Origin of the sequence: Pontixanthobacter aestiaquae (assembly GCF_009827455.1) — a bacterium.
In the GTDB taxonomy this organism is placed as follows: domain Bacteria; phylum Pseudomonadota; class Alphaproteobacteria; order Sphingomonadales; family Sphingomonadaceae; genus Pontixanthobacter; species Pontixanthobacter aestiaquae.
Genome location: NZ_WTYZ01000001.1, coordinates 516,456 through 543,408, shown reverse-complemented (window position 1 = coordinate 543,408; position 26,953 = coordinate 516,456). Strand labels below are relative to the sequence as shown.

Sequence of the window (26,953 nt, the reverse complement as noted above, 5' to 3'; positions counted from 1 at the left end):
GACATGACTCAGATATACAAATCCCTTCTTCTCGCTTCCGCGATGCTTGCAATTGCTATCCTTGCAGTGTTGGACATCGTTCCCGAAGGATTCGCCCAATGGGCACCACTTGCTCTACTCGCGCTCTTCCCGACCGCTTGGATGGGACGCCGCAGAAAATGTGGAGCGGCACAATGAACGGCACCGCACAAACACCGCAGCGCAGAGGCCCCATGCTTTATGTGGGACTGATGTTCGCGGCGATTGGTACAGTAATCGCGCTCGCCGCAACCGGGGCTATCAACGGCCCAACCGCGCTCATCGTGATGATCGCGCCTTTGTGGCTGATCATTCCGGCCATCAAAGCAGCCAATCGCAGGGCTGAAGCATCCTGTGGCGGCAAGAACGAAGTGAACCGGCGCTATACCAAGCGCGTTGCGACGTTCACTTCGTTCTATCTCGCCACGCTGGCGCTGATGACATTTGTGTCGAAGGACTATGATCCGTCGCTCGAACTGCGAACATTTCTCGCTATTCTTCCAGGCCTTGCTATCGCGGGTGTTTTCTGGGCGATTGGACGTTTGATAGTCGAGCAAACTGACGAATTCATTCGCATGCTCACCATCCGCCAATCTCTTTGGGCAACCGGCTTCGCGCTAAGCGCAGCATCGGTTTGGGGCTTTCTCGAAAACGCCGAAATCGTGATCCATGTGGACGCCTATTGGTGGGCAGTGGTTTGGTTCCTGGGGCTGGGCCTCGGCGCGATTGCCAACCGCATACAATATGGAACATGGGGTGCCGTGTGAAGAACCGCCTCAAAGTGCTGCGCGCGGAACGCAACTGGAGTCAGCAGGAACTGGCCGACCGGCTCGGAGTATCGCGCCAGAGCGTGAACGCGATCGAAACCGGCAAATATGATCCGTCGCTGCCGTTGGCCTTCACCATCGCCGAAACCTTCGCTATGACTATCGAAGAAATATTCGAGCGGGGCTGATCGGAGGGATCACAGATGCGATATGCTATCCTCTTATGTGTAGCCTTTTTGGGCGGCTGCCATGACGGCCCCACTGGACAATGCGACGAGCCTATGGAGCTTCCGATATTGTATTGATCGCTGCTTGCGTCATGCTGTGTGATCGGGAATGAGCGCCAAATGACCTGCGTTCAATTCTTCCAAATGCCTGATGGTGAGCAGATTGCCTTCCGTCACCATGGGCAAATCAACGACAAACCCACGCTCGTTTTCTTGCCCGGCTACATGTCCGATATGGATGGCGGCAAAGCAACAGCGCTGCTCGAATGGGCAGAGCAACAGTCGGCCGGCTGCCTGCTGCTCGATTATTCGGGCTGCGGCCAAAGCGGCGGCGACTTTGCCGATGGCACATTGTCCAAATGGCGCGATGAAGTGCTCGCCTTGATCGAGGCACGCGGTATTGATCAAGTCGTTTTGATCGGCTCCTCAATGGGCGGTTGGCTGATGTTGATGATTGCGCTCGCTTTGGGTCCGCGTCTCGTCGGGATGGCCGGGATCGCCCCGGCACCCGATTTTACCGAATGGGGCCGCTCCGAAGCTGATAGGACTAAACTGGAGGCGGGCGAAACGGTGTTCGACGAGAACCCCTATGGTCCTGAACCGACCCCAATGCATGCCGAATTCTGGAAAGACGGACAGACAAACCGATTACTAGGTAACGAAATCGCAATCGATTGTCCGGTTCGCTTGCTCCACGGAGAGCGTGACACGGACGTGCCTCACCGCATTAGTCTAGAGCTCGCGAAACAGCTTCGTTCGGACGATGTACAGGTAACCCTGATCAAAGATGGCGATCACCGCCTGTCGCGCGGCAGTGACATAACGCTGTTGCTGAGTCAGGTGCAGAACCTGCTCGTCTGATTCTACGGAGATATTCTGGTGCTATCCGCTACTCTTGCTCTCTTGCTGCAAGTCGGCCCCAATCCGGGCGCTGCGCCTGCTACCGCTGTGCCGCCCGAACTCGATGAGCTTCGCCGCAGACAGAGAGCGGAGCAGAGTACTGGAGACAATAATGGTATCGCGCCTGCTACCGGCCGTCTGCAATCCTGCCTGGCCCGCGCCGAACAAGACAGCACCGCCGCGCGGATCGAATCACAATCGTGGTTCGACAGCGCCATTGGACTGACCCGCGCGCAGGCCTTGCAATGCCGCGGCTATGCCGAGGCCAATCTAGGCCAATGGGCTGACGCGGCGCGCAGCTTTATCGCCGCCAGGGATGACAATGACGCCGTCGATGCCAAATACCGCGCGCGGCTCGGCGCAATGGCGGCAAATGCATTGCTGACTGCGGGGAATTTTGACAGCGCAATATCAGTGCTAGACCAGGCAAAAGCGAATGCGGCTGAAGCAGAATTTACCCAATTGAGCGCAGAGATTGAGATCGACCGCGCACGCGCCTTGGTCAGCCAAAACAATCCTGTCGCAGCAGCAGAAGCGCTGTCAGAAGCACGGACACTCGCACCGCGGAGCGCCCGTGCATGGCTGCTCTCAGCAACATTGTCGCGCAGGACAGAGGATCTGATCGCAGCGCAAAGCCAGATCGAGCAGGCTGCAGCGCTGGACCCGTCCAATCCGGAGATTGGTCTGGAGGCGGGCGTGATCGCGGTGCTCTCAGGCAATGACGAGGCGGCGCGCCTGAGTTGGCAATCGATAGTTGCCCTCGCTCCCGAAAGCTCGCAAGCGGTAACTGCAAAGACCTATCTAAGGCAACTTGAAGAGCCAGCCGAAAAACCATGATTCCGCTCTCCATCCTCGATCTTGTGCCGGTGCGCGAAGGCGGAACACTGTCCGAAGCATATGCGACAGCGGCAAGCCTTGCACAGGCCGCCGAACGCTGCGGCTATGCCCGTTATTGGGTGGCCGAGCATCACGCCATGGAAGGTATCGCAGGTGCCGCTGCATCGGTCGTGCTCGCCTATATCGGCAATGCGACATCGACAATCCGGATCGGATCGGGCGGGATCATGCTGCCCAATCACAATCCGTTTGTGATCGCCGAGCAGTTCGGCACACTCGCCGCATTGTTCCCCGGACGGGTCGACCTAGGGCTGGGCAGAGCTCCGGGAGCAGGCCCTGAATTGCAACGTGCCTTGCGCAAAAACCTGAACCAAGCCGCCGAATATTTCCCGCAGGATGTGACTGAATTGCGGGCGCTGTTCACGGGCGATATGGACTTGCCTGTGACCGCTACGCCGGGGCGCGGTGCCGATGTTGAAATGTGGATGCTGGGATCAAGCCTGTTCGGCGCGCAGCTCGCGGCGAAGCTGGGTATGCCTTATGCGTTCGCTTCGCATTTCGCGCCCGATCATCTCGATGCGGCGCTGGAAATCTACCGGCGCGATTTTCAACCATCGGAGGCTTTCGGCAAGCCTCACGCAATGGCCGCGATGACGGTTATTGCCGCCGATACTGACGAACAGGCAGAGTTGATCGCAACGTCTCAGTTGCAGGCCTTCGTGCGCTTGAGAACCGGTAGTCCGGGCAAGCTCCCGCCGCCAATCGAAGGCTATCGCGCTTCACTACCCGCACAAGCACAAGCAATGCTGGCGCATATCGGACAGGCCAGTGCGATCGGCTCACCGGCGGCCGTGAAAACCAGTGTCGAGGCATTTGTCGAGCGAACCCGGGCGGACGAGATCATCATTGCGGGGTCCACATTTGACCCGGAAGACCGCATCCGTTCGCTCGAACTGACCATGGACGCGCTTGGCTGTTGAAGGCGTGCAGCCGACCCTACGGCTTGGCGGGTCACAGCTTTTCTGCAAACCTATGCAAGAGCCGCTTGCAGGTCTCGCTCGATCGGCCTATCCGCCGCGCATCACTGCCCGCAAACATGCGGCGCGAAGCAATACCAACCGGGCTGCGCGCCCAACGGAGCTTGACGGATGGGTTCGAAAACCACCGGGCCGACCCCCAAAGGCCAAAGTCCCAAAGACAAATCTCGCAATTCTGCCCCCAAACCTGTTCGCCGGAAGGCTGAAAACACAAAGCTGATTGACGCTCTGACCAAGCGGATGCGCGAGTCGCTGTTACCGGGGGACACGCCATTTAAAGCGGACAAACTGCGCGAGGCGGCAGCATTTCTGCTCGATACTGCTGCGCGGCGCGAGACGAAGATTTCCTCCATCTCTCTGGCCTCGGCCAGCGACGGGCACCGCTTCATGCGGATCGCTATCGTCAATGATGATATGCCGTTTCTGGTCGACTCGATCGCAGCGACAATTGCTGCGCAAGGTCTTGCGATTGACCGCCTTGTTCATCCGGTTGTCGCGGTAACGCGCAACGATGCTGGCGAACTCCAGACAATCGCCAAAACATCTTCCAAAGACGAAGCGCATGAATCGATGATCTACATCGAGACGACGCGGATCGATGCCAAGAAGCGCCGCGATCTGGAGAAAGTCCTGCGCGTCACTCTGGGTGATGTACGCGCTGCCGTGAGCGATTGGCCCAAGCTGCGCGAATTTATGATTGCCGATTCTGCCCATGTTCTGGGGCTTGGTGCCGACCAAGAAGGCGCAGCTCTGCTCAAATGGCTCGACAAGGGGATGTTGACCCAGCTCGGTCATGTCACGCGCAAACGCGATGGCAGCGAGGCAGACCGGGTCGGCATTTGTCGCAAAAGCGCCAAGGAACTTTTGTCCGACCAGTCATACGACCGCGCCTTTAAATGGTTCGATGATCCGGCAAACCGTACCAAGCGTGTGCCACTGATAATAAAGGCAAACCAGCTTGCCAATGTGCACCGGCGGGTGCCGCTCGATCTGTTTCTCGTGCCGATGGTCGAGAAGGACAAAGTCGTCGCTTTATCTGTCCATGCGGGCGTTTGGACCAGCGCCGCCCTTGCTGCCAAGCCCGATGAAGTTCCCAGCCTGCGCTCGCATATGCGCCGTCTGATGGACAAGTTCGGCTTCGATGCGAGCGGCCATGCCGGTAAGGCTCTGGTTCACGCGCTAACCGCTTTGCCTCATGATCTGATTATCGGCTTTTCCGATACCGATATTGCGCGGGTCGCGACAGCCATGATGGGCCTTGTCGACCGCCCGCGTCCGCGTCTTGCGATTGTCGAGGCACCGCTATCCCGCCACCTATTCGCATTCGTCTGGCTCCCTCGCGATATGCTGTCCACGCAGGTTCGCGAGCAAATCCAGACATTGCTGAAAAACAGTTCCAATGCCCAATTGCTCGACTGGAGTCTTCAAGTTGAAGGCGGCAATCTCGCGATGCTGCGCTTCGTGCTTGATATCCGCGACGGCGATGCATCTTTTGACGAAGCCGCGATCGAAAACCGCATGCAGAACATGCTGCGCGGCTGGTCCGAAGCGGTTGAGCATGAACTCTCCCAACTGGAAGATTCTGGCCGTGCCGCAGCGATTGCGGCGCGCTATGCCGATATTTTCCCGGCGTCCTATCGTACAACATATGGCGCAGCCGAAGCCGCACGCGATATCCGCCGGATGCGGCATTTACTGACGGTAGACAGTGCGACATCGGCAAGTGAAACACCGCAGCGCGATGCCCGTCTCTATCATCTCGACGGCGATCCAAGCGACTGCCTGCGCCTTAAAATCTACGAGCACGAAGGCGTCTTGCCGCTATCCGACGCGGTGCCTGCGCTGGAGAATTTTGGTTTTGAAGTTCTTTCGGAAATTCCCACCACGCTGGATGACGGCAAATTGGGAACAATACACGATTTCACTCTGGCTCTTCCCACCGGAGTTGCCGTCGAACCAATCCTCGAACGCGCCGATGCAATCGAAGCGGCCATAGCATCTGTTCTGAATGAAAATGCCGAGGATGATCCATTCAACCGTTTGGTTGTCGGCACAGGTCTGGCCGAGCGTGAGGCCAATTGGCTCCGCGCATTTTACCGGTATCTGCGGCAGGCGGGAATGGGCTTCACCATCTATACCGTAGTCGATGCTCTACGCGGCGCACCAGCGGTTACACGCGCGCTGATCGAACGCTTCACTGCTGCACATGATCCGGAATTTTCCGGAAAGCGCGATGATGCCATTGCCAGCGCCGAAGCGGCGATCAAGCAAGGGCTATCCAAAGTCGCAGCGATCAATGATGACCGGCTACTTCGCCTCTATCATGCACTGATCAAGGCGATTTTGCGGACCAATTGCTTCGCACCGGCAGCAGAGGAAGCGCTCGCGTTCAAAATCCAGTCCGATCTCGTGCCTAATCTGCCAAAGCCCGTGCCGTGGCGCGAAATCTTTGTCTACTCGACCCGCGTTGAAGGCATTCACTTGCGGGCAGGTCCAGTCGCGCGCGGCGGATTGCGCTGGTCGGACCGGCGCGACGATTTCCGCACCGAAGTACTCGGCCTGATGAAGGCACAGCGCGTCAAGAACGCAGTGATCGTGCCGACCGGGGCCAAAGGCGGGTTCTATCCCAAACAGCTTCCTTCGCCCACGATCGACCGTGACGGTTGGGCCGCCGAAGGCCGGGCCAGCTATAAAGTGTTTATCCGCACGTTGCTAACCATCACTGACAATATCGTCGATGACAAAGTGGTGCATCCCGAAGCGGTCATCCCGCTCGACGGCGAAGATCCGTATTTCGTGGTTGCCGCAGACAAAGGCACTGCAACCTTTTCCGACATCGCCAATGGCATCGCGGAATCGCGCGATTTCTGGCTCGACGATGCATTCGCGAGCGGCGGTTCGAACGGCTACGACCACAAGGCGATGGGCATCACCGCCAAAGGCGCCTGGGTCTCGGTCCAGCGGCACTTCCTTGAGATGGGCGTCGATGTCCAGAGTGATCCGGTGCGTGTGGTCGGTTGCGGCGATATGTCGGGCGACGTGTTCGGCAATGGCATGCTTCTGTCGAAGAGCATCAAGATCATTGCCGCCTTCGATCACCGGCACATTTTCATCGACCCCGATCCGGACGCGGCAGCAAGCTGGAAAGAGCGAAAACGGCTGTTCGATCTGCCCCGTTCAAGCTGGGAAGATTACAATAGCAAACTGATTTCCAAAGGCGGCGGTGTCTATCCGCGCGCTTCCAAAATCATCAAACTGTCTGCGGCGGCTGCCAAAGCGCTCGGTTTGGAAATGCGCGAGATTGAGCCAGAAGTCTTGATATCCGCGATCATGAAAGCGCCGGTTGATCTGATCTGGTTCGGCGGTATCGGCACCTACATCAAAGGCTCTTCCGAGAACAATGTCCAGGTCGGCGACCCGGCGAATGATGCGCTTCGTGTGGATGCCAACGAAGTGCGCGCCAAAGTGATCGGCGAAGGCGCAAATCTGGGCGTGACGCAAGCCGCAAGGATCGAATTTTCCCTGAATGGCGGCAGGCTTAATGCCGACTTTATCGACAATTCCGCCGGCGTTGATTGCTCGGATAATGAGGTCAACATCAAGATCGCGTTGGCAGCGGCGCGGCGCTCGGGCAAATTGTCCGAGAAGAAGCGCAATACACTGCTGGCCTCGATGACCGATGAAGTCTCCGACCTTGTGCTCGAAGACAATCGGTTGCAGGCGCTGGCCCTGTCGATTGCCGAAGCGGGCGGTGCGGGCGCTATGGCATCACAGCTGCGCCTGATCGAAGCATTGGAAGATCGCGGCGCGCTGGATCGCCGCACCGAAGGCATTGCCGATGGCGAGGCGCTAACACGGCGTGCAAGCGACGGCGTTGGCCTGACCCGCCCCGAACTGGCGGTATTGCTGTCCTCCACCAAGCTGGTGCTTCAAGACGCGATCGAGAAAACAACTCTGCCCGATGATGCAAGCTTGCTTCATTCATTGATTGAATATTTCCCGACCCCGATGCGCAAGAAATATCGCGCAGAGATCGAAGGACACCGTTTGCGCCGCGAAATCATCGCGACTGCACTCGCCAATAAGGTCGTCAACCGGTTGGGGATTATCCATCCGTTCGAATTGGCGGAGGAAGAGGGCGTTGGACTGGGCGATGTATGCGCATCGTTCATCTCGGCCATCGAACTGTTCAATGTCGAAGCGCTGTGGACAAAACTCGAAAACACAAAAATGCCGGAAACCGCGCGGATTTTGCTGTTCCGCCACATTGCAGGCGTTATGCGCAGCCAGATGGCCGATTTGATACGCGCTGGTGCAAGCGTCAAAATGCCGTCGGAAATGATTGCAACCCTGAACAAAGGGGTTGTGGAATTATCGAGCGGAACCGAAGGACTGCTATCGGCAGAGACCCGGCATCAGACCGACAAGCTACGCGAGCAGTTCATGGCTGCGGGTGCGCCCGACTCGATCGCGGCCGAAGTCGCGCATCTCTATGATCTCGATGGCTCGGTCGGGCTGGCTTCTCTGGCACGCACCGCTGAAATCAAGACACGCCCGCTTACCGCCGCGTTCACCGATCTGGGCGAGCGTCTTGGGCTCGATTGGGCACAGGGCACCGCAGCAATGAGCAATCCGTCGGATGTGTGGGAACGGCTGTTGGTGGCCGGGCTTGCGCGCGATTTCCAGCAAATGCGGCTCGACTTCCTGCGCCGCCTCTCGCGCCGCAAAGGGGCGAAAAAAGACCCGCTGGGTGCAGTGGCCAATTGGGCTGGCGAGCATGAGGCTGCCATACGGCAATTCCGCAATATGATCCGCCGCGCACAGGTCCAGAGCATCGTCGCTCCGGCAATGCTCGCTCAGATTGCAAGCCAAGCCAGGAATCTGTTGGGTAGATAGGGTTGACCATGGCGTAATTTGCGCCAATTCACTCTGCCATGGATCATGCAGATGTATTGATTGTCGGCACCGGGCATGGCGGGGCGCAAGCTGCGATTGCCCTTCGCCAGAACGGTCACGAAGGTTCGATCACCATGATCGGACGCGAACGGACTCATCCCTATGAGCGGCCGCCTTTGTCGAAGGAATATCTGGCGGGCGATAAGCCGTTCGACCGGATTTATATCCGCCCGCCGCAATTCTGGGACGACAAGAATGTCGATGTACGGCTTGGCAAGGCGGTGATTGAAGTCGATCCAGTCGGCAAAACCGTGCTGATGAGCGACGACAGCACAATGTCCTATCGCAAAATGATCTGGGCAACCGGCGGAGACGCGCGCCGCCTATCGTGTGGCGGCTGCGACTTGGACGGCATCCACACCGTTCGCAATCACACCGATGTAGAGCGGATGATGGCTGAGCTGGAAGGCGGCGTTGAGCGCACGGTTGTGGTCGGCGGCGGATATATCGGGCTGGAGGCGGCCGCCGTCCTGCGCAAGATGGGCCGCGATGTTGTGCTGCTGGAAGCATTACCGCGCGTATTGGCGCGGGTTGCGGGTGAAGAGCTTTCCGAATTCTACCAGAACGAGCACCGTGCGCAGGGCGTCGATATCCGGCTGGAGGCGATGATCGATTCTATCGTCGGCGAAGGCGGGAAAGTAACTGCTGTGAAGCTCGCAACCGGCGAGGAAATTCCTGCCGATATGGTCGTTGTGGGTATCGGTATTGTACCTTCGGTTGGCCCGTTAATCGCGGCAGGTGCAGCGGGATCAAATGGTGTCGATGTCGACGAGTTTTGCCGCACAACGCTCGATGACATTCACGCGATCGGTGACTGTGCGGCGCATGCCAATGCTTATGCAGACGGCGCAGTTATCCGCGTGGAGTCAGTCCAGAACGCCAATGATATGGCGACCACCACCGCAAAATCGATCATGGGCGACAAGCAGCCTTATCACGCGTTCCCGTGGTTCTGGTCGAACCAATATGATCTGCGCCTGCAAACAGCTGGATTGTCACTCGGCTATGATCAAACAATACTGCGCGGGGATCCGGTAGATCGCAAGTTCTCTGTTCTGTATCTGAAAGAGGGGCGGTTGATAGCGTTGGACTGCGTCAACAATGTTAAGGACTATGCGCAAGGACGTAAACTGGTGGATGCGCGGCTGACAGCCGATCCGGATGTGCTGGCCGATGTGGAAATTCCTCTAAAAAGCCTGCTCTAACCTATGTTCGCACCAAATGACGGAATGCCCATGCTGACGGGGCTGAAAGTGGTCGATATGACCAGCATCGTCTTCGGCCCTTATTGCACACAAATTCTCGCCGATTTCGGCGCAGAGGTAACCAAAATCGAGGCACCGGGCGGGGACTTCTTCCGCTATGCCGGCAAGCCTGCGCAGACGAAGGGCATGGGCCCGGGATTTATCGCGCTTAATCGTGGCAAGAAATCGGTTCTGCTCGACCTGAAAGATGCAGCGGATGCCGAACGGTTGCAAACCATGATCGCCGAAGCGGATATTTTCATTCACAATGTCCGCAGCGAAGCGATTGATCGTCTGGGCTTTGGCGCGGAAGCGATGCGTGCACTTAATCCGGCGCTGATCTATGTCCATTGCGTCGGCTTCGGATCGGACGGCCCCTATGACGGACTGCAAGCCTATGATGATGTGATTCAGGCTGCGAGCGGTGCCACCAGCCTGCTGCCGCGTGTCGATGGCAATCCGGCGCCGCGCTACCTTCCCTCGCTGATCGCGGATAAAGTCGCGGGGTTGCATGCAGCCTATGCGGCAATGGCAGCGGTGATCCACCGGATGCGAACCGATGAAGGGCAAGTGGTCGAAGTGCCGATGTTCGAGGCATTCACCAGCTTTATAATGAAAGAGCATTTGGCCGGCCTGACATTCGATCCACCCAATGCAGGGGCTGGTTACGCACGGCAGATCGATCCGGACCGCCAACCCTTCCCGACCAAGGATGGCTATATCTCTATCGTGCCTTACCGGCCCGGCCATTTCCAGCTTGTGATAGGCCTCATGGGTGACGCGGAATTCGCCGCACAAGAACGGTTTTCTACGCCCCAAGGGCTCACCGCCGCCCTGCCAGAACTCTATGCTAAAATCGCTGAACTTGCTCCATCTCGCACCACCGCTGAATGGCTGGACGTCTTCCGCGAAGCCGAAATCCCGGCAATGGCAGTGCGCGATCTAGATGACATGCTCGATGACCCACATCTGGACGCGACCGGCTTCTTCACGGCGTCACAGCATCCGACCGAAGGGAAAATCCGGCAAACGCGCGAGCCGTCACGGTTCTCCGGATGGAAGGCAGATCGTCTGGGTCATGCTCCCAATTTGGGCGAGCATAGCGAAGACTAGCTTAGTTGAGCTAGCGCCCATCCAGCCGCCTCAGCAACTACTGGATCGGGGTCTATTGCGAGCCCTTCAACCAACGGCACTAGCGCCTGATCATTGCTATTGCCCGCAGCGATCAGACAGTTCCTTACAAACCGGTCACGCCCAATGCGTTTAATCGGCGAGCCAGAAAACAGCGTTCGAAACGCCGCATCATCCAGCACGAGAAAATCCGCCAGGTTGGGCGCAATTAACTCCTCACGCGCAACGAACGCTTTGTGCCGCGCCGCTGTATCTGCAAATTTATTCCAGGGGCACACGGCCAGACAATCATCGCAGCCGTAGATGCGGTTCCCGATCGGTTTGCGGAACTCCTCAGGGATTGGGCCTTTATGCTCGATCGTCAGGTAAGAAATGCAGCGCCGCGCATCGACCACATAGGGCTGCGGAAAAGCATCTGTCGGACAGGCATCATGGCACGCAGTGCATGACCCGCATTGATCGTCATGCGGTTCATCCGGCGCAAACGGAACTGTCGTGTAGATCGCACCAAGGAACAGCCAGCTACCATGCTCGCCGCTGACCAGATTGCTATGCTTGCCCTGCCAGCCGATCCCGGATGCCTCACCCAGCGGCTTTTCCATTACCGGCGCGGTATCGACGAACACCTTGAGCTGCGGCTCTTCGACGCCAAGCGTATTCGCCTCCGCCACCAGCCACCTTGCCAAGGTCTTCAGCGCCTTTTTGACCGTATCGTGATAATCACGGCCGCGAGCATAAACCGATATCCGTGCTTTCTCGGGATACTCCTCCAGTGCCAGCGGATCGCCATCGGGCGCATAGCTCATACCCAGCGCAATCACGCTCTGCGCCTCGGGCCACATGCTTTGCGGGCCCTTTCGCACATCAGCACGGTCCGCCATCCACTCCATCGAACCGTGATGGCCCGCATCCAGCCATTCGCGCAGCCGCTCTGCGCGAATGGGATCATCTTCAGCCGAGGTGAAACCCACGCTGGCGAAGCCCAAGCGCCGCGCCTCTTCTATCAGACGATCCTTAAGCCCAACAATTACTGGCGCGTTAACCACGATTGGGGTTACTCCCGTTCATAGGCAGCGCGTAACCGGCGCGCATGCACATGCCGCTAAGCGATACGCACCCCGAACACAACGGGCGTGGATATGAAGAGACAGACGCCTTTATGGATCAAACCAGCCCGCCAAACGATACGCGCCCGCTAGCCATCGAGGCACGCGGCTTGGTTAAAAACTTCGACGGGACACTGGCAGTTGATGGTGTCGATATTTTGGTGCCCGAGGGCGCGATCTACGGCATCCTTGGCCCGAATGGCGCTGGCAAGACCACAACTTTACGGATGCTGCTGGGCATTATCGATCCTGATGCCGGTGTGCGGAAAATATTCGGCAATGATCGTCCGCACGAGATTGCAAAGCTGGTCGGATATCTGCCCGAAGAGCGCGGCCTATATCCGGCGATGAAAGCAATTGAGGCAATCGCCTTTATGGGCGCGCTGAGAGGATTGCCGCTCGACCAGGGCCGTGCGCGCGGACTGGAATTGCTCAGGAAACACGACCTCGACCATGCTGCTAACAAGCAGATCAGGCAGCTGTCGAAAGGGATGGCGCAGACGGTTCAATTGCTCGGAACGCTGGTCCATCACCCTAAGCTGGTGATACTCGATGAGCCTTTTTCCGGACTCGATGCAATCAACCAAGGCAAGCTCGAACGGATGATCCGCGAACTTGCCGATGACGGCACAACAGTAATCTTCTCGACTCACGTCATTCACCATGCAGAACGGCTTTGTGAAGGCGTAGCGATCATCGCGGGCGGCAAAGTCCCCTATGCCGGATCGGTCGAAGCGGCACGAGACCGTATCCCTGCACAAGTCCGGCTCGAAACGCGCGAACGCGACGGGAAATGGCGTGAGGCATTGCCAGCCGATACCAGGCGGGAAGGAGATTTCTTCTCCTTCCCGCTCCCTGACAGCGGCATTGAAGACCTGCTCCGTTCGCTGATTGAAGGCAATGCGGGAATACAGTCGCTGTCCATCGAACGGGCAGGATTGCACGACGCTTTCGTCCATATCGCCGGTGAGGCGGCCGCGCGTGCGATCGAACAAGACAATGCGAACGAGAACTCCCTATGAGCAATATTGCCCCGAAAAAATCGCGCCTGTCGATCTGGCGCGCAGCGATGGTAATCGCGCGCCGGGACGTCCGGGCCGTTCTGTTCAGCAAGGCGTTCCTGCTGTTCTTGCTGGGGCCGCTGTTTTTTATCGGCATCAGCGTCGGAGCAGGATTGCTCGGCGCATCAGCGTCCGATAGCCAGGCCAGCCCCAAACTCGCAATCTCTCTGGCAGCAAATGAGAGCGATGCATTTGTCGAGGCGCATGGCGCTTTGGCAAAACTCGTACGCTTACCGGATATTGAAGTGGTTCCAGAAGGCGAGGACTTGCTTCCCGATGCGTTGTTGACAGATGGCAGCAAGAATTTCGGAGCCGTTTTAACCGGTAGTCTGGCCCTACCCGAACTGACCGGTACCGAAGGCCGTATAAACAGCTGGGAAGGCGAAGTTGCGCTGGTCGCAGCGCGGGCATTGGGGGAGCCTGAAAACTATCCCGAAGTTGCGCTGGCGCCGACATCGACAAGTATGGCGGTGAAACGCAGTGCAAATTCGGCAACGGCGACTGCTGCAATCACTCTGCTGTTTCTCCTGACAATGCTGCTCGCGGGTATGGTTCTGTCCAATCTTGTCGAAGAGAAGGCCAACAAGATTATCGAAATTCTCGCTGCGGCAATCCCCATGGATGCGGTGTTCCTCGGCAAATTATTTGCCATGCTGGCCGTGAGCTTTGTCGGCATCGGGGTGTGGGGCAGCTTGGGCGGAGCGGTGATGTGGATAGGATCAGACGGACTGCCCGATATCCCCGCGCCAGCGGTCGGCTGGCCGGTCTTTGTCGCGCTGTTCCTGATCTATTTCGCCATGGCCTATCTCCTGATCGGATCGGTCTTTCTCGCCATCGGATCGATGGCTCCCACCGTCCGCGATGTGCAAACGCTGTCCATGCCTGCGACAATGTTGCAGCTCGGCGTATTCTTCCTCGCGACCTATGCGATGAAATTTCCCGGTGAACCGATCGAACTTTTCGCTGTAATTTTTCCGGTTAGTTCGCCCTATGCGATGCTTGCCCGGGCGGCACAGGATGCAGCACTGTGGCCGCACCTTGTTGCACTCGCATGGCAAGGATTTGCTGTAGCGCTGTTCGTCCGTGCCGGCTCAACCTTGTTCAAGCGCAAAGTCATGCAGTCAGGTCCGCGAGGCGCGAAGAAAAGCCGAAAGGGCTTCTGGCGGCGACGCGCGACATGACTCGCCGATGGGCGCAGCATCCTGTCGTCAGGAAGCAAGAATCAGTCGCAAATCGAAACGCACTATTGACAATGGGGTAAGTAAGCGCAGGATGCGGCTGTAACGTTGACGCCTGACAACAGGGTGCGGCGAAGGAGAGAATGTACATGGCCACCATTGCGCCGGAAAAGCCCGAATACCGCACGTCACCGACCGCCTATGAAGTGCTGGTCGAACATCTGAAGCAGCATCCTGAAGACACGCCGCAGCATACGCATCCCTATGATGTCAGCCGCAGTGATATCTATTTCGAAGATCGCTGGCAGCCGATCTTTGCCGAAATGCGCGCAAAAGGGCCACTGCATTACGTCCCTGAAAGCCCCTATGGCCCGTATTGGAATGTGGTTTCCAACAAGGCGATCCAGCATGTCGAGGCGCTCCCCGAGCTGTTCTCTTCCAGTTGGGAGCATGGCGGCATCACTATTCTCGAGCGCGAGGAAGAGGAAGGGTTGGAGCTTCCGATGTTTATCGCGATGGACCGGCCCAAACATACCGGCCAGCGCCGCACGGTCGCCCCCGCTTTTACACCCAAAGAAATGAAGCGGATGGATGAAGAAATTCGCCAGCGCACCGGCGAATTGCTCGACTCGCTGCCGAGGGGCGAAGTCTTCGATTGGGTCGATACAGTCTCGATCGAACTCACCACCGGTATGCTCGCAATCCTGTTCGGCTTCCCTTGGGAAGACCGCCGCTTGCTAACGTATTGGTCCGACTGGGCAGGCGATACAGAGATCGCAACGGTCAAGGATTTGACTGCCGAGCGCGAAAAAGTCCTCCACGAAATGGGCGCTTATTTCCAGCAATTATGGATGCAGCGCGCGCAGGAGGAGCCGGGTCCCGATCTGATTTCCATGATGATCAATTCGCCCGCGATGAACCAGATGGATCCGCGCGAATTTATGGGCAATCTGGTTCTCCTAATTGTCGGCGGTAACGACACCACTCGCAACACGATGTCGGGTATCATCCACGCATTCGACAAGTTCCCCGACCAGCGGAAATTGTTCGAAGAGCAGCCCGATCTGATCCCCAACGCGGTGCAGGAATGCATCCGTTATCAAACGCCGCTCGCGCATATGCGCCGCACAGCGTCAGAAGATACGGAACTGTTCGGAGAGCAGATCAAGAAGGGCGACAAGCTGATCCTGTGGTATCTCTCCGCCAATCGCGATGAAGCTCTATTCGAAGAGGCCGACAAGCTCGACATCACCCGCGAGAATGCGCGGCGGCAATTGGCATTCGGCTATGGTATTCACCGCTGTGTTGGCGCTCGCCTTGCCGAATTGCAGCTCCGCATTCTGCTGGAAGAAATGCACAAACGCCGGATGCGGGTGCATGTAGCAGGCGATGTCGAACGGGTGCGCGCGAATTTCGTGCACGGGTTCCGCAAACTGGAAGTCGAAGTCACCGAATTCTAAGGGCCCGCAAACTTCCCCCGCGTGAAACCTTTCCGGCTGTCTCATCGTATATATGAATGAGACTTCACGCCAAAGGAGGGTTCTGATGTCCGACCTGAAAACGCCGAGCCGCCGATCGTTTATTGCATGGCTGTCTGCGGGCGCGGCAGTGCCAGTGTTGACCGCTTGCGGCAGTGCCCCGGCTGAAGCGAGGAACTTCCCGGTCAAGCTGACCAATGCGCAGTGGCGCGGCAAGCTGACCAAAGCCGAATATTACGTGCTGCGCGAAGCGGGCACAGAACGCCCATTCTCTTCGCCGCTCGACAAGGAGAAGCGCAAAGGCACATTTGTATGTGCGGGCTGCAAAAACCGGCTGTATTCGTCCTCCACCAAATATGACAGCAAGACCGGCTGGCCCAGTTTCTGGAAGCCATTACCCGGCGCCATCGTCACGCAGACCGACTACAAAATCGGTTATCCACGCACCGAAGTGCTATGCGCTGATTGCGGGGGCCATTTGGGGCATGTGTTCAGCGATGGGCCAAAACCAACCGGAAAACGCTATTGCATGAACGGCGTCGCGATGGATTTCATCGCCGCTTAAGCGCTATTTCTCGACCTGCCAGACCTGAAATTCTTCAGGGCCGCCGAAAGTTACAGGCGACAACCAATCGGGCGGATTGCCCGCGATAAGCTGCGCGGCCAATCCGTCCGGATTGGCTTCAGCATAGACTGACGGCTCGACAATATCGGTACACATCACAAGATAATCAGCGCCGTGCTTCGCGGCAATCGCCTGAGCGTTCGCAGGGTCACCGCTGAACGCCAAAATGACATCGCGCATTCCCGCCTCCGCCCGGTGGTGACCCGTCGCGACGACCGCGTGATTGGAGTTGAGCAAGATTGATGGGCCGATATCCAGCGGCGCAAAAATCACGCCCCGCGGCAACGCGCCCAGCTTGGCGGTCTGATCGCGTAGCACGCAGCGCGATTCACCCACTTTGTCTGCCTGCGCGTTGCCCTCTGCAGCAGGCATCACTGATGGAGCAAGCAGCTTGTATAAAGTGACAGGCGTAGCTGGCAGCAGGATCAGAACTATCGCCGCAGCGGACAAAGCCTTGGCGCCCGCGCCTTCCGCCAAACGCAGCCGGCGCAGCAAACGCGTTGCGAGCCAGGCCAGCGGTATCGCGGCAATGACCCCGGCGAGGGCTGTCGAACGCCAGACGAGCAGTGCCAGCACAGTGCCCGCAAGCAGCAGGAGTGTATATTCGGTCCACCAGATGCGGAGCCAGTCACGATTGCGCAAGGCCAAGGTGACGGATGCAGCCAGCGCGATGACCAACTGAGCGAAGCCCGGGATTGCAGGCAGCAGGTCCTGCTCCCACAATGGACGGCCTTCGAGAATGTTGACGTACCAGAAATCGCGCACGACCGGATCAAGTGTCGTAAAAGGCGTTGCCAGACAGTTGGGCGATGACAGTCCGAAGAAGGTCAACCCCGCCGCACCTGCCAGCGCGAACAATCCTGCCAAAGAGAGCAATGGAACCCGGGGAGCTGCGGCAATCGCACCGGTCCCAAGCGCCGTGATCACAAAAAATCCCAGATGCGCTGGCGAAACGGCATCACAATGCTGCGCCAAGTCGCTCACCCCGCGCGCCACCAAAAACAGCACCGCAAGCCCCAGAGCCAGCGCCTGCATATAGGCGGTCAGCCACCAGCGTTCGCTCCGGTCACGAAACCAGCGGAGTGCAAGCACCCCACCAAACGCCGCAACCATGGGCAATATCTCGATCGAGATCGACAGACCCAGTGCCATGGCAAGGCCCGCCGCAGCGCCCCCCTTCCACGGTGCGCGGATGGAAATGCTCCACAAAGCCAGCGCAACAGTGAAAATTTGCCATCCGTGATGGTCCAGCCGCATCGGTTGCAACTGGAACACGACCGGCGCGAGCAATCCAATGCACAGACACGCCAGCCCGGCGACTTGAACGTCGAATTTGCGCCACGCCAAGCGGCCCACAACAAACAAAATCGCACCAAGTGTCAGCAAGGGTACAATTACCAGCGCGGCGGTTTCCGCGGCTGACACACCAAGCAATGGAGTAAGCGCCACAATAACCAGCGCAATCGGAATATCGACTATTCGCGACCAGTGCATCAACGTACCATTCGGCGGATCAATTCGGTATTGATGCAAGTCGAACCAACTCTGGCCAGCGAGCAAGTCGCGAACCTGTACCAATCGCAGCACATCATCGGGGTCAGGGAATTGATTCTGGCTTAGCGATTTGAACCCGACCATCACGAAAATTGTCGATAGCACCAGCCAGGTCAGCGCTATCCGGCGATCGGGACGTTCATTCCCGCGCTGCCTGCGATCAGTTTGCATGGCAGACCGGTTTCACGATGCTGCGCGGAACACTACGCGGCTTCTAAGAAGCCACGTCAGAGTGAAGCTTGCGGCAATAGCAACCAGCTTGGCCGGGCGCGGGTCGATTGCATAGAGATCGGCGGCACCAACAATTGTCGTGGTGAGCGCCAGACCGGCCAGCGCAGAAATCACAAAAAGTACCTTTTGTTTGGTCCGCTGGTGACCTTTTTCCGCAACGGTATCTGTGAAGACCGTGCGGCTTGAGAGGACCCAATGGGCCAATATGCCCAAACTGTACCCGATGGCAGCTGCGGGCGCGGCGGCTATTGAAGCGGACAGCAGCAGCAAGAAGCAGCCGACATCCACTGCCAACGCGCCAACGCTTGCCAGCAAATAGCGTAGCAAACGGATATCGCGCATTTTCAGCAATAGAGCAGTCACTGGCTTGTCACTCCCGTTTCATCACATGGGAGGCATGCTATCCTGCACCGGCTTTCCCCAGAAGCGGCGCAGGATAGCGTCCCCCCAAAGCCCTCAAGCGACTTTTCGACCCTGGTCCCCGGCCGCATTGTCGGGCTTGATCCGTTCGGGCACACCGCGCAGCGAATTCAGCGCGGCGGCCTGATCCTCGGTTATTCCCTTGCTGTCAGTATCGTCCGATGTTTCGCGCGCTGGGATCGCCTTCTCGGCTCCCTCGTCACCCGCCTCGTGATATTCAGCATCTTCGTTGACGCACCATGTGTCATACAGGCGCTTGCCCGCGACGATGTTCTCAGTCGTCAGCATAGCGGTCATCATCGCGTGATCCTGATTGTTGTAGCGGTGCATGCCGTTGCGGCCGACCAGGTGCAGCGTCGGGAATTTCTCTTCCAATTCGGCGCGCATCGCTTCGACATTTGCCGCATAATCTTCGTCATAGACCGGGTAGGCTTTTTCCTGACGCACGACCGCGCCACCAACCACGTCTTTCGGATCACACAGACCGAGTATTTCCATCTCTTGTTTGGCGAGTTCGATCAGATCATCATCATCCGATGCCCACAAACCGTCGCCTTCAAAGCAGAAATATTCGAGCCCAACACAGGCCACGTCCTCGTCAGGGACCATCTCGGGCGACCAGCTGCGGAAGTTCTGCACGCGGCCAACCTGCACCTTGTCATCATGGATATAGATCCAGTTGTCGGGGAAAAGGTCCTCCGATTTGATTTTCAGAGCTACCGTCAGGAAGTCGCGATATTTGAGGTTCGATGCATTGAGCGTCGTGTCAGGTAGAGGGTGCAACCGAGCCGCCAGTTCGCGCATCGGCGCGGAACTGATTGCGTCTTTGGCTTTGATCACAATCTTGCCGCCATCCTTGCTGGTCGCGCTCATGCGCCACCCGCCATTGCCATCACTGGCGAGCTGCTCAAGCCCGTGCCCCATCACGATCGTACCGCCAGCCGCGATAATCTTGTCGCGCGCAGCGTCCCACATCATACCGGGACCGAGGCGCGGGTAACGAAAGGTCTCAAGCAATGTCTTGGCCGCCTGGCCATCATTGGGTTTCTTGTTCAATCCCATCGAGCGCTTCAAGCCATCGACAACCGCACTCCATAGCGACAGGCCTTTGATCCGCTGGGCGGCCCAATCGGCGCTCATTTCGTCGCATGGCATGCCCCAAACCTTCTCGGTGTAGGTCTTGAAAAAGATCGAATAAAGTTTCTTGCCGAACTGGTTGGTAGTCCAGTCTTCAAAGCTCTTCACTTCGGCGATCGGGAACAGCTTGTAACGCAGATAGCTGACCATACAGGCCGTCGAGCGAAGGATACCCAGATTGTGTAGCGCTTCGAATGCACGCAGCGGATAGCTGTAGAATTTGCCTTCATAATAGATGCGGCTCATCCGCGGGCGCTGGATGAAGTCGTCAGGAAGGATTTCATTCCACAGATCGACAACCTGCTGGCTCTTTGAAAAGAAGCGGTGCCCGCCAATGTCGAAGCGGTAGCCTTCATGCTCGACCGTTCGGCTGATGCCGCCAACATAGGTTTCGTCTTTTTCGATAATTGCGACCGTCTTGCCCTGCTTGGTCAGCAAATATCCTGCGGTCAGACCTGCTGGACCTGCCCCGATGATGGCGACATCGACGTTAAGATCCTTGGCTGCAGTGTCAGTCATAAATACCCCCGAGTGAATGTATGATCCGGAGGTGAAGGAAAATGGTTAGGAGATGGTTAACGCGCCCGCTGAAACTTGGCCCGCAACGCGCCTATTGGCCGATTGCTCCAGCTGTCGGCGGCGGACATGCTCGGGCTATTTTACTGCCCAATTTGCTCCGTAGATTCAGATCGCGGATCAACAATGCGAGATTGGCGAGTGAGAATGTGGTGTCGAATACGAGGCCATAAACACCGTCTTTTCTCCACCTTACGCGTGCTTCAATCTCCGGCATTCCAGGCGCTTCGATACGGATCAACTGGTCGATCGAAAGCTTACTGCTGCAGTGAACATTTCCGCCTTGGCGCGAGAGATTGGCGAGATTAGCCTTCAGCCGCATCCCATGGGCCTGAAGGGTCACAGGAAGTTTGAGATCAAAGCGCAAATCACGTTTGGGATAGTCGCTCAGCCCCATCACAATCGCGTCAACCTCGATTGGGGTATGAAACTCGAACCCTGCTTCACCGTCACGCTGCCAGACCATGCTGGCCGGATAGCAATCGCCCGATTGCAGTTCGATCGCGATCCGGTCGCACTTGTTTATCGGATGGAAGCTGCGGATACTGAAGCCAGTGGCAGAGATATCGCGCACCACGCACAGGAATTGCTGGTCATCAATGATCAGCTTTGCGGTACGGATAAGCAAAGTGAAGCGCGGCGCCGCGCGCGGCTCCACGTCTATCGACATTTCCGGACCTTGCGGCATTTCCGGGCTGCTTTTCATCACTTCTCCCAGTTCAACCCCCGCCTGATAGCAAGAGGCGGTGTGCAAAGGGTTAAGGCGGATTGGCTGCCATCCGCCTAGCTGCGGAATAGGGAGAGCTACGTAGGGAGCGGCTTTGCGTGTCGGTCGGTGGTACGGGTGACTGGACTCGAACCAGCACGATCAATGATCAGGGGATTTTAAGTCCCCGGCGTCTACCATTCCGCCACACCCGCATCATCCGATCCGCATAGGACGACAAGCGCCCTAACCGCAATTGCGGAAAAGGCAAATGTCTGATTGTCGAAGGGTTCCCTGCGTTAGGGAAAGGATGTCTTGGCTGGGATTTAGGACGCCGGATTTAAGCGTTCACGCATTTCTTTGCCCGGCTTGAAATAGGGCACACGTTTCGCAGGAACTTGGACGGTTTCACCCGTGCGCGGATTACGTCCGGTGCGCGCTTCGCGTTCACGGGTCGAGAACGCGCCGAAGCCGCGTAGTTCCACACGGCCGCCCTCAGCCAGGCGTTTGGTAATTTCGTCAAAGAAAATGTCGACGACCTGCTCGACCTCCTCCGCGCGAAGATCGGGATTGTCCTTAGCCAAGGCCTGCAAAAGTTCTGACCGTATCATCGTATCTCCCTTGCTTCCCCTGTCCGTCTCGATGGACGAAGCGTGCAGCAAGCTCTGTTAGTCCCCGTACGGGGGTCGGCGCGACCCTGCCGTTCATGTGGCAGAAATATCGCAATCACGCAATCCGCGGATTGCTTAGCAGATCAAAATTCTCGACGAACTGCTTCCCGTGGGCGGGGTATGACACCTCTAGGCAGTTTCCAACAATTCCGCTGGCTTGATGCCCAATCGCTCCATCCTCGCGCGGATTTCAGGCCATTCTTCGGAAACAAACTGATCGCGTTCGGTCGTACGCAGCCTCTCTGCTGCGCCGCTGACCACATACATACCAACCCCGCGCTGCACCTCGACTAACCCGTCGGTCTGGAACTGCTGATACGCCTTTGCGACTGTCAGCGGATTTGCGCCCTGCTCGGCCGCGAAGGCGCGGACCGATGGCAGCATTGCACCCTCTGCATAATCACCCTCGATAATCGCCGCTGCGATTTGATCGCGCAGCTTCAAATAGACGGGGCGGGATTGTTGGGTCATGCCGAATTCCTAGGGGGTTTCCTCAAAGCAGGTGCATCAGTGCCATAATACACTGCGCCGCGTCAAGTTCCCGAAAACTCGGAGAAGGCGCAGGAAATTCCAGTTTCGCGAGAAACTAACGCTTCACATGCCCGATTTGGACGCTAGTGTGCCCGCCATTCGGCCCAACGGGAGTGGGCAACAAATTTGAGGGGGGCTTACGCCCATGCATGAGTTTATTTTCACGTTCGATTCGCTGTTCGAGCTGTGGGCTTTCTGGATCGCAGTTGTCGCGCTGGCAGCCTTTCTCTTAGGCGGCACGTATATCGTGACCCGGCCTCAATCCGAATTTGCGGGTCATCCAAAGGGGCTGTTCTTGCTGTTCCTTGCCGAGATGTGGGAGCGCTTCTCCTATTACGGCATGCGGGCACTGCTGATTTTCTATCTCGTGCAGCATTGGGCCTTCTCGGACGGCGATGCCTCGATCATTTACGGCGCCTACACTGCGCTGGTATACATTACTCCCGTTGTCGGCGGATATCTGGCTGATCGTTATCTGGGGCAGCGCAAAGCCGTTCTGTTTGGTGCCGTCCTACTTACCTTTGGCCACTTCTTCATGGCGTTTGAAGGTACCGGTGGCCAGGATGATCCGACCATCAACGTATTCTGGGCGGCGCTCGCACTTATTATCGTAGGTTCGGGCTTCCTAAAAGCCAATATCTCGGTCATTGTTGGTCAGCTTTATTCGCGCACCGATATCCGCCGCGACCCCGCTTACACCATCTTCTACATGGGCATTAACGTCGGTGCGGCAACAGCATCGATCATCTGCGGTTTCTTGGGTCAGACTTATGGCTGGGAATACGGCTTTGGCCTCGCCGGCGTCGGCATGCTGATCGGTCTGGTCTTCTTTGTCTTGGGCAAACCATTGCTTCTCGGCAAAGGTGAGCCCAAGGATCCTGCAAAGCTCACAGGCGGCAAGGAATGGGGCATCTACGGTGCTGGCCTTGCTATGGTTGCGCTGTGCTGGGCCGCAATCCAGTATCAGGAACTTGTCGGATATGTTTTGGGCGCCTTCGGTGGCGGTCTCGTCTTGTATGTCTTGTTCACCGCAGTCACCAAGCTCGTCCCAGAGGAACGCGACCGAATCTTTGCAGCGATGTTCCTGATCCTGACTTCGATCGTATTCTGGGCCTTGTTTGAACAGGCAGGCTCATCCCTTAACCTATTCACAGATCGCTATGTCGATACTGCAGGCGTGAACGCATCAATGTTCCAGTCCATCAACGCGATCTACATCGTGCTGCTTGCACCGGTGTTCGCGATGATGTGGCAGAGCCTTGCGCGCAGTGGCAAAGAGCCATCTACGCCGATGAAATTCGGTTTAGCGATTGTGCAGGTGGGCCTAGGCTTCTTGGTCCTCGTCTGGGGTTCCGAAGGTGCAGGCGCAGGTGTTCCAACGCCGGTGATTTTCATTTTCTTGATCTATCTGCTGCACACGACCGGCGAATTGTGCCTAAGCCCAGTTGGCCTGAGCGCTATGAACCGCTTGGCGCCTGCTCATATGGCGTCGCTCATAATGGGTACATGGTTCTTCGCATCCGCGCTGGGTAACTTTGCCGCAGGATTGATTGCTCGGGCGACCGGCGGCGAAGGTGTCGGCGAAGAAGCCGGCAAACAGGTCGTCCTAGATGTGTATTGGACGGTTGGCCTTTACGCGGTCGGCATCGGTGTTGCAGCGATGGTGGTCAGCCCACTGATCAAGAAGCTTATGCACCTTGATACGCTGAAGGATGATACGCTTGAGGGTGCAGCCGAAGCTGGACTTGAAGCGCAAGGCGGCGGCGTTCACCCTGCGACAAAGAGCTGATTTGATAAGTGGAGACTAAAGCTGATGCGCTACCGTGCCTTAACCGTTTTGGGGGGCGCGGTAGCGCTCGCTGCATGTTCCGCCTCCGGTCAATCGAAACCGGCTAGCGTGTCCAATACGCCCGCGTCGGCGGAAGCAGCCGAGACACCCTACGCCTCGACGTACACTCCCTATCCGGGCGCGCCGACAGCATTGGTCGGCGCAACGATTTACGATGGCGCTGGCGGCCGGATTGATGGCGGCACCGTGCTGTTCGCGGACGGCAAGATTGTCGGGGTTGGTGGTAGCGAGCTGGCCATCCCATCGGGCTACACGCGGATCGATGGCACCGGAAAATTCGTGACGCCCGGCATTATCGATATTCATAGCCATCTGGGCAATTATCCCAGCCCGTCAGTCCAAGCGCATTCGGACGGTAATGAGGCAACCAGCCCGACCACCCCTGATGTCTGGGCCGAACATTCGGTCTGGCCGCAAGACCCTGGCTTCAGCCGCGCGATGGCAAATGGCGGAATCACAGCGCTACAAATCCTGCCGGGTTCGGCCAACCTGATGGGTGGGCGCACAGCGACCCTGAAAAACGTGCCCAGCAGGACCGTGCAAGGCATGAAGTTTCCTGGTGCGCCCTACGGAATGAAAATGGCCTGCGGGGAGAACCCCAAGCGCGTATATGGCGGCCGAGGCCGGATGCCATCGACCCGAATGGGCAACTTCGCGGTCAACCGCCAGACATGGCTTGATGCCAAAGAATATGCCGAAGGCGATCGGGACAAGCGTAACCTCGCCAAGGAAACTCTCGCGGGCGTGCTTGATGGAGATATCCTGATTCACAACCACTGTTACCGCGCCGACGAAATGGCTCTCGTGCTCGATATGGGCAAAGAGTTCGGCTATAAAGTCAGCGCGTTCCACCATGCGGTTGAGGCTTACAAAATTGGCGATCTGCTGAAAGAGGCAGGGACTTGCTCTGCCATCTGGGCTGACTGGTACGGCTTCAAAATGGAAAGCTATGACGGCATCCCGGAAAACGCCGCATTGCTGCAGAATGCCGATGCCTGTGTCGTCATCCATTCGGACGACGAGAACGGCATCCAGCGGCTCAACCAAGAAGCCTCCAAGGCGCAAGCTGCGGGCAAGCGCATGGGGATCGATATTCCCGATGCGACGGTTATTTCTTGGCTCACTCTGAACGCTGCGAAAGCGATGGGCATCGACGATATGACGGGTAGTTTGGAAAGCGGTAAAATGGCAGACGTCGTACTGTGGAACGGCGATCCGTTGAGTGTGTATTCGCGGCCGGAGAAAGTCTGGATCGATGGCGCGATGCTTTATGATGCGAATGATCCCAAGCGCAGGCCAGTGAGCGATTTCGAGCTCGGCCAGCCCGGTGAAGGAGATGTGAAATGAAGCGTCTTTTCACACTCGCAGCCGCATGTTCAGCGCTCGCCTTCACTGCGTCCGTCGCAGCCCAGGATGTGACAATCATCAACGCCAAATTGGCCATCGGTGACGGAAGCGAGCCGATCAATGGCGGCGTGATACGCATTCGCGGCGGCACCATCGTTTTAGTAGATTCCGGGGACGGTGAGACGCTTGGCAGCAGTGATGATTATCTAGACGTCTCCAGACGCGACGCTTCGGGCCAGCCTTTGGTAATTAGCGTGCCTGTTATTGACGCGAAAGGTGCTTGGGTCACCCCTGGCATCTTCGCAGCCGTGACCGATATCGGCGTGTTCGATGTCAGCGGGGTCAGGAACAGCAATGATGGAGGCGCGAGCGATTCGCGCTTCAGCGCCGCATTGGATATCAGCCAAGCCATTAATCCCGCCTCAGAGCATATCGCGGTCAGCCGCGCTGGCGGCGTAACCCGAGCGACAGTGGCGCATGCTCCCGGCGATTCGATCTTTGCCGGACAAGGCGCAACGATTGATCTGGGCGTCGATCCCGAGCCGATCACGCAGGCCCGCTCGTTCCAAATGGTAGTGCTGGGCGAACGCGGTGCGCGTATCGCAGGCGGTGGTCGGACTGCGTCCAACCTGGAGCTTCGCAACGCCATGGCTGAGGCACAAGCCTATGTTGCAGGTGCTTGGGAGGGCGAAGATGCATTGCTGACACGCCCTGACGTCCAATCACTGGTACCCGTCATTTCGGGTAAGCAGAAACTATATATCCATGCCGAGCGGGCATCGGATATCCGCAAGGTCATTGCACTGAAGCAGGAATTTCCAAAGCTCGACATCGTCCTTTTGGGCGCGAGCGAGGGCTGGCTGGCGGCGAATGCGCTCGCCGCATCGGGTATCCCGGTGATTGCCGATCCGCTCGACGATCTGCCTTCCAGCTTTGAGCAACTTGCAGCGACGCAAAGCAATGTCGGGCGTATGAGACAGGCAGGCGTGAAAGTGGCAATCGGCGGCATCGGCGCATTCGAACAGCCGCGCAATCTGACGCAATATGCAGGCAATCTGGTGGCGCTCAGCAAAGTGCCGCGCGCCAGCGGTCTGACGTGGGGGCAAGCCTTCGCCTCGATCACGTCCATCCCAGCGGAAATTAGCGGGTTGGGCGGCAAAGCAGGCATATTGCAAGCCGGTGCGATGGGCGATGTCGTGATGTGGGATGGCGATCCTCTGGAACTGTCATCAAATCCTACACGGGTCTTCATCGATGGGATCGAGCAGCCGCTGAGCAACCACCAGACACGCCTCCGTGACCGGTATCGTGATCTGGACGAAAGCGATCTGCCCAAGGCCTATGATTGGTAAGCAACGATACTCGG

Annotated in this window: 22 protein-coding genes and 1 tRNA gene; 15 read left to right on the top strand and 8 right to left on the bottom strand. The window is 57.7% G+C overall.

Going from position 1 to position 26,953, the window contains the following annotated elements; genetic code table 11:
* Positions 1-98: 98 nt before the first annotated feature.
* The 8 genes from GRI35_RS02530 to GRI35_RS02495 all read left to right on the top strand — a co-directional run bounded on the left by GRI35_RS02530 (position 99) and on the right by GRI35_RS02495 (position 11,099).
* Entirely contained in the window at positions 99-785 is a 687-nt protein-coding gene (locus GRI35_RS02530) for a hypothetical protein (RefSeq protein ID WP_235900108.1), read from the top strand.
* Positions 782-973: a helix-turn-helix transcriptional regulator gene (locus GRI35_RS02525; RefSeq protein ID WP_160612595.1), complete on the top strand. Its 192-nt coding sequence runs from the start codon at positions 782-784 to the stop codon at positions 971-973. Before GRI35_RS02530 ends, GRI35_RS02525 begins: the two co-directional genes overlap by 4 nt.
* A 159-nt stretch (positions 974-1,132) precedes the next feature.
* Positions 1,133-1,873, top strand: a complete 741-nt coding sequence (locus GRI35_RS02520) for an alpha/beta fold hydrolase (RefSeq protein ID WP_160612593.1) — start codon at positions 1,133-1,135, stop codon at positions 1,871-1,873.
* Positions 1,874-1,891: 18 nt separating this feature from the next.
* Positions 1,892-2,749, top strand: a complete 858-nt coding sequence (locus tag GRI35_RS02515) for a tetratricopeptide repeat protein (protein ID WP_160612591.1) — start codon at positions 1,892-1,894, stop codon at positions 2,747-2,749.
* Positions 2,746-3,729, top strand: coding sequence for an LLM class flavin-dependent oxidoreductase (locus GRI35_RS02510; protein WP_160612589.1), 984 nt, complete (start codon positions 2,746-2,748; stop codon positions 3,727-3,729). Before GRI35_RS02515 ends, GRI35_RS02510 begins: the two co-directional genes overlap by 4 nt.
* A 168-nt stretch (positions 3,730-3,897) precedes the next feature.
* On the top strand, positions 3,898-8,682 hold the full coding sequence (locus GRI35_RS02505) for an NAD-glutamate dehydrogenase (protein ID WP_160612587.1): 4,785 nt from the start codon (positions 3,898-3,900) through the stop codon (positions 8,680-8,682).
* A gap of 38 nt (positions 8,683-8,720) precedes the next feature.
* Positions 8,721-9,947: an NAD(P)/FAD-dependent oxidoreductase gene (locus GRI35_RS02500; protein ID WP_160612585.1), complete on the top strand. Its 1,227-nt coding sequence runs from the start codon at positions 8,721-8,723 to the stop codon at positions 9,945-9,947.
* 3 nt (positions 9,948-9,950) lie between these two features.
* Complete coding sequence (locus tag GRI35_RS02495; protein WP_160612583.1) at positions 9,951-11,099, top strand: CaiB/BaiF CoA transferase family protein; 1,149 nt, start codon at positions 9,951-9,953, stop codon at positions 11,097-11,099.
* Here GRI35_RS02495 and queG read toward each other — a convergent pair.
* Entirely contained in the window at positions 11,096-12,163 is a 1,068-nt protein-coding gene (gene queG / locus GRI35_RS02490; protein WP_290258959.1) for a tRNA epoxyqueuosine(34) reductase QueG, read from the bottom strand. The two genes, GRI35_RS02495 and queG, sit on opposite strands and share 4 nt — an antisense overlap.
* 113 nt (positions 12,164-12,276) lie before the next feature.
* On the opposite strand from queG, the gene GRI35_RS02485 reads away from it, so the two are divergent.
* From GRI35_RS02485 to msrB, 4 genes are all read left to right on the top strand, one after another.
* On the top strand, positions 12,277-13,245 hold the full coding sequence (locus GRI35_RS02485) for an ABC transporter ATP-binding protein (protein WP_160614706.1): 969 nt from the start codon (positions 12,277-12,279) through the stop codon (positions 13,243-13,245).
* The gene (locus GRI35_RS02480; RefSeq protein ID WP_160612581.1) at positions 13,242-14,465 is read left to right on the top strand and encodes an ABC transporter permease; all 1,224 of its coding nucleotides are present in this window, start codon (positions 13,242-13,244) and stop codon (positions 14,463-14,465) included. Before GRI35_RS02485 ends, GRI35_RS02480 begins: the two co-directional genes overlap by 4 nt.
* A gap of 146 nt (positions 14,466-14,611) precedes the next feature.
* Positions 14,612-15,922 (top strand): cytochrome P450, encoded by a 1,311-nt coding sequence (locus GRI35_RS02475; protein ID WP_160612579.1) that lies wholly within the window; start codon positions 14,612-14,614, stop codon positions 15,920-15,922.
* A gap of 85 nt (positions 15,923-16,007) precedes the next feature.
* The gene (gene msrB / locus GRI35_RS02470) at positions 16,008-16,505 is read left to right on the top strand and encodes a peptide-methionine (R)-S-oxide reductase MsrB (RefSeq protein ID WP_160612578.1); all 498 of its coding nucleotides are present in this window, start codon (positions 16,008-16,010) and stop codon (positions 16,503-16,505) included.
* Positions 16,506-16,508: 3 nt separating this feature from the next.
* On the opposite strand, the gene GRI35_RS02465 is transcribed toward msrB, so the two are convergent.
* From GRI35_RS02465 to GRI35_RS02435, 7 genes are all read right to left on the bottom strand, one after another.
* A complete protein-coding gene (locus GRI35_RS02465) occupies positions 16,509-18,290 on the bottom strand; it encodes a hypothetical protein (protein ID WP_235900107.1) in 1,782 nt (593 codons plus the stop codon).
* A 12-nt stretch (positions 18,291-18,302) separates the two neighbouring features.
* Positions 18,303-18,713, bottom strand: coding sequence for a GtrA family protein (locus tag GRI35_RS02460; protein ID WP_290258960.1), 411 nt, complete (start codon positions 18,711-18,713; stop codon positions 18,303-18,305).
* Between the two features lie 93 nt (positions 18,714-18,806).
* On the bottom strand, positions 18,807-20,426 hold the full coding sequence (locus GRI35_RS02455; RefSeq protein ID WP_160612576.1) for an NAD(P)/FAD-dependent oxidoreductase: 1,620 nt from the start codon (positions 20,424-20,426) through the stop codon (positions 18,807-18,809).
* A 91-nt stretch (positions 20,427-20,517) separates the two neighbouring features.
* Positions 20,518-21,189, bottom strand: coding sequence for a PilZ domain-containing protein (locus tag GRI35_RS02450; protein WP_160612574.1), 672 nt, complete (start codon positions 21,187-21,189; stop codon positions 20,518-20,520).
* A 130-nt stretch (positions 21,190-21,319) separates the two neighbouring features.
* Positions 21,320-21,404, bottom strand: a tRNA-Leu gene (locus GRI35_RS02445).
* A gap of 111 nt (positions 21,405-21,515) precedes the next feature.
* Positions 21,516-21,800 carry an integration host factor subunit beta gene (locus GRI35_RS02440; protein WP_160612572.1) on the bottom strand — a complete coding sequence of 95 codons (285 nt, stop codon included), beginning with the start codon at positions 21,798-21,800 and terminating at the stop codon, positions 21,516-21,518.
* Between the two features lie 189 nt (positions 21,801-21,989).
* The gene (locus GRI35_RS02435) at positions 21,990-22,331 is read right to left on the bottom strand and encodes a GntR family transcriptional regulator (RefSeq protein ID WP_160612570.1); all 342 of its coding nucleotides are present in this window, start codon (positions 22,329-22,331) and stop codon (positions 21,990-21,992) included.
* A 205-nt stretch (positions 22,332-22,536) separates the two neighbouring features.
* Between GRI35_RS02435 and GRI35_RS02430 the strand changes: the two genes are divergently transcribed.
* The 3 genes from GRI35_RS02430 to GRI35_RS02420 all read left to right on the top strand — a co-directional run bounded on the left by GRI35_RS02430 (position 22,537) and on the right by GRI35_RS02420 (position 26,939).
* Positions 22,537-24,180 carry a peptide MFS transporter gene (locus tag GRI35_RS02430; RefSeq protein ID WP_160612568.1) on the top strand — a complete coding sequence of 548 codons (1,644 nt, stop codon included), beginning with the start codon at positions 22,537-22,539 and terminating at the stop codon, positions 24,178-24,180.
* A gap of 108 nt (positions 24,181-24,288) precedes the next feature.
* Positions 24,289-25,587: an amidohydrolase gene (locus GRI35_RS02425; protein ID WP_407985038.1), complete on the top strand. Its 1,299-nt coding sequence runs from the start codon at positions 24,289-24,291 to the stop codon at positions 25,585-25,587.
* Positions 25,584-26,939: an amidohydrolase family protein gene (locus GRI35_RS02420; protein WP_160612564.1), complete on the top strand. Its 1,356-nt coding sequence runs from the start codon at positions 25,584-25,586 to the stop codon at positions 26,937-26,939. Before GRI35_RS02425 ends, GRI35_RS02420 begins: the two co-directional genes overlap by 4 nt.
* The last annotated feature ends 14 nt before the right edge of the window (positions 26,940-26,953 follow it).

Excerpts from the sequence above, each read along its gene's own strand:
- GRI35_RS02495 (WP_160612583.1), top strand. The coding sequence starts at position 9,951 with ATGTTCGCACCAAATGACGGAATGCCCATGCTGACGGGGCTGAAAGTG.
- GRI35_RS02505 (WP_160612587.1), top strand. The coding sequence starts at position 3,898 with ATGGGTTCGAAAACCACCGGGCCGACCCCCAAAGGCCAAAGTCCCAAA.
- msrB (WP_160612578.1), top strand. The coding sequence starts at position 16,008 with ATGTCCGACCTGAAAACGCCGAGCCGCCGATCGTTTATTGCATGGCTG.
- GRI35_RS02430 (WP_160612568.1), top strand. The coding sequence starts at position 22,537 with ATGCATGAGTTTATTTTCACGTTCGATTCGCTGTTCGAGCTGTGGGCT.
- GRI35_RS02465 (WP_235900107.1), bottom strand. The coding sequence starts at position 18,290 with ATGCAAACTGATCGCAGGCAGCGCGGGAATGAACGTCCCGATCGCCGG.
- GRI35_RS02420 (WP_160612564.1), top strand. The coding sequence starts at position 25,584 with ATGAAGCGTCTTTTCACACTCGCAGCCGCATGTTCAGCGCTCGCCTTC.
- GRI35_RS02450 (WP_160612574.1), bottom strand. The coding sequence starts at position 21,189 with ATGAAAAGCAGCCCGGAAATGCCGCAAGGTCCGGAAATGTCGATAGAC.
- GRI35_RS02435 (WP_160612570.1), bottom strand. The coding sequence starts at position 22,331 with ATGACCCAACAATCCCGCCCCGTCTATTTGAAGCTGCGCGATCAAATC.
- GRI35_RS02510 (WP_160612589.1), top strand. The coding sequence starts at position 2,746 with ATGATTCCGCTCTCCATCCTCGATCTTGTGCCGGTGCGCGAAGGCGGA.
- GRI35_RS02485 (WP_160614706.1), top strand. The coding sequence starts at position 12,277 with ATGGATCAAACCAGCCCGCCAAACGATACGCGCCCGCTAGCCATCGAG.
- GRI35_RS02440 (WP_160612572.1), bottom strand. The coding sequence starts at position 21,800 with ATGATACGGTCAGAACTTTTGCAGGCCTTGGCTAAGGACAATCCCGAT.
- GRI35_RS02475 (WP_160612579.1), top strand. The coding sequence starts at position 14,612 with ATGGCCACCATTGCGCCGGAAAAGCCCGAATACCGCACGTCACCGACC.
- GRI35_RS02455 (WP_160612576.1), bottom strand. The coding sequence starts at position 20,426 with ATGACTGACACTGCAGCCAAGGATCTTAACGTCGATGTCGCCATCATC.
- GRI35_RS02530 (WP_235900108.1), top strand. The coding sequence starts at position 99 with ATGGGCACCACTTGCTCTACTCGCGCTCTTCCCGACCGCTTGGATGGG.
- GRI35_RS02520 (WP_160612593.1), top strand. The coding sequence starts at position 1,133 with ATGACCTGCGTTCAATTCTTCCAAATGCCTGATGGTGAGCAGATTGCC.
- GRI35_RS02500 (WP_160612585.1), top strand. The coding sequence starts at position 8,721 with ATGGATCATGCAGATGTATTGATTGTCGGCACCGGGCATGGCGGGGCG.
- GRI35_RS02480 (WP_160612581.1), top strand. The coding sequence starts at position 13,242 with ATGAGCAATATTGCCCCGAAAAAATCGCGCCTGTCGATCTGGCGCGCA.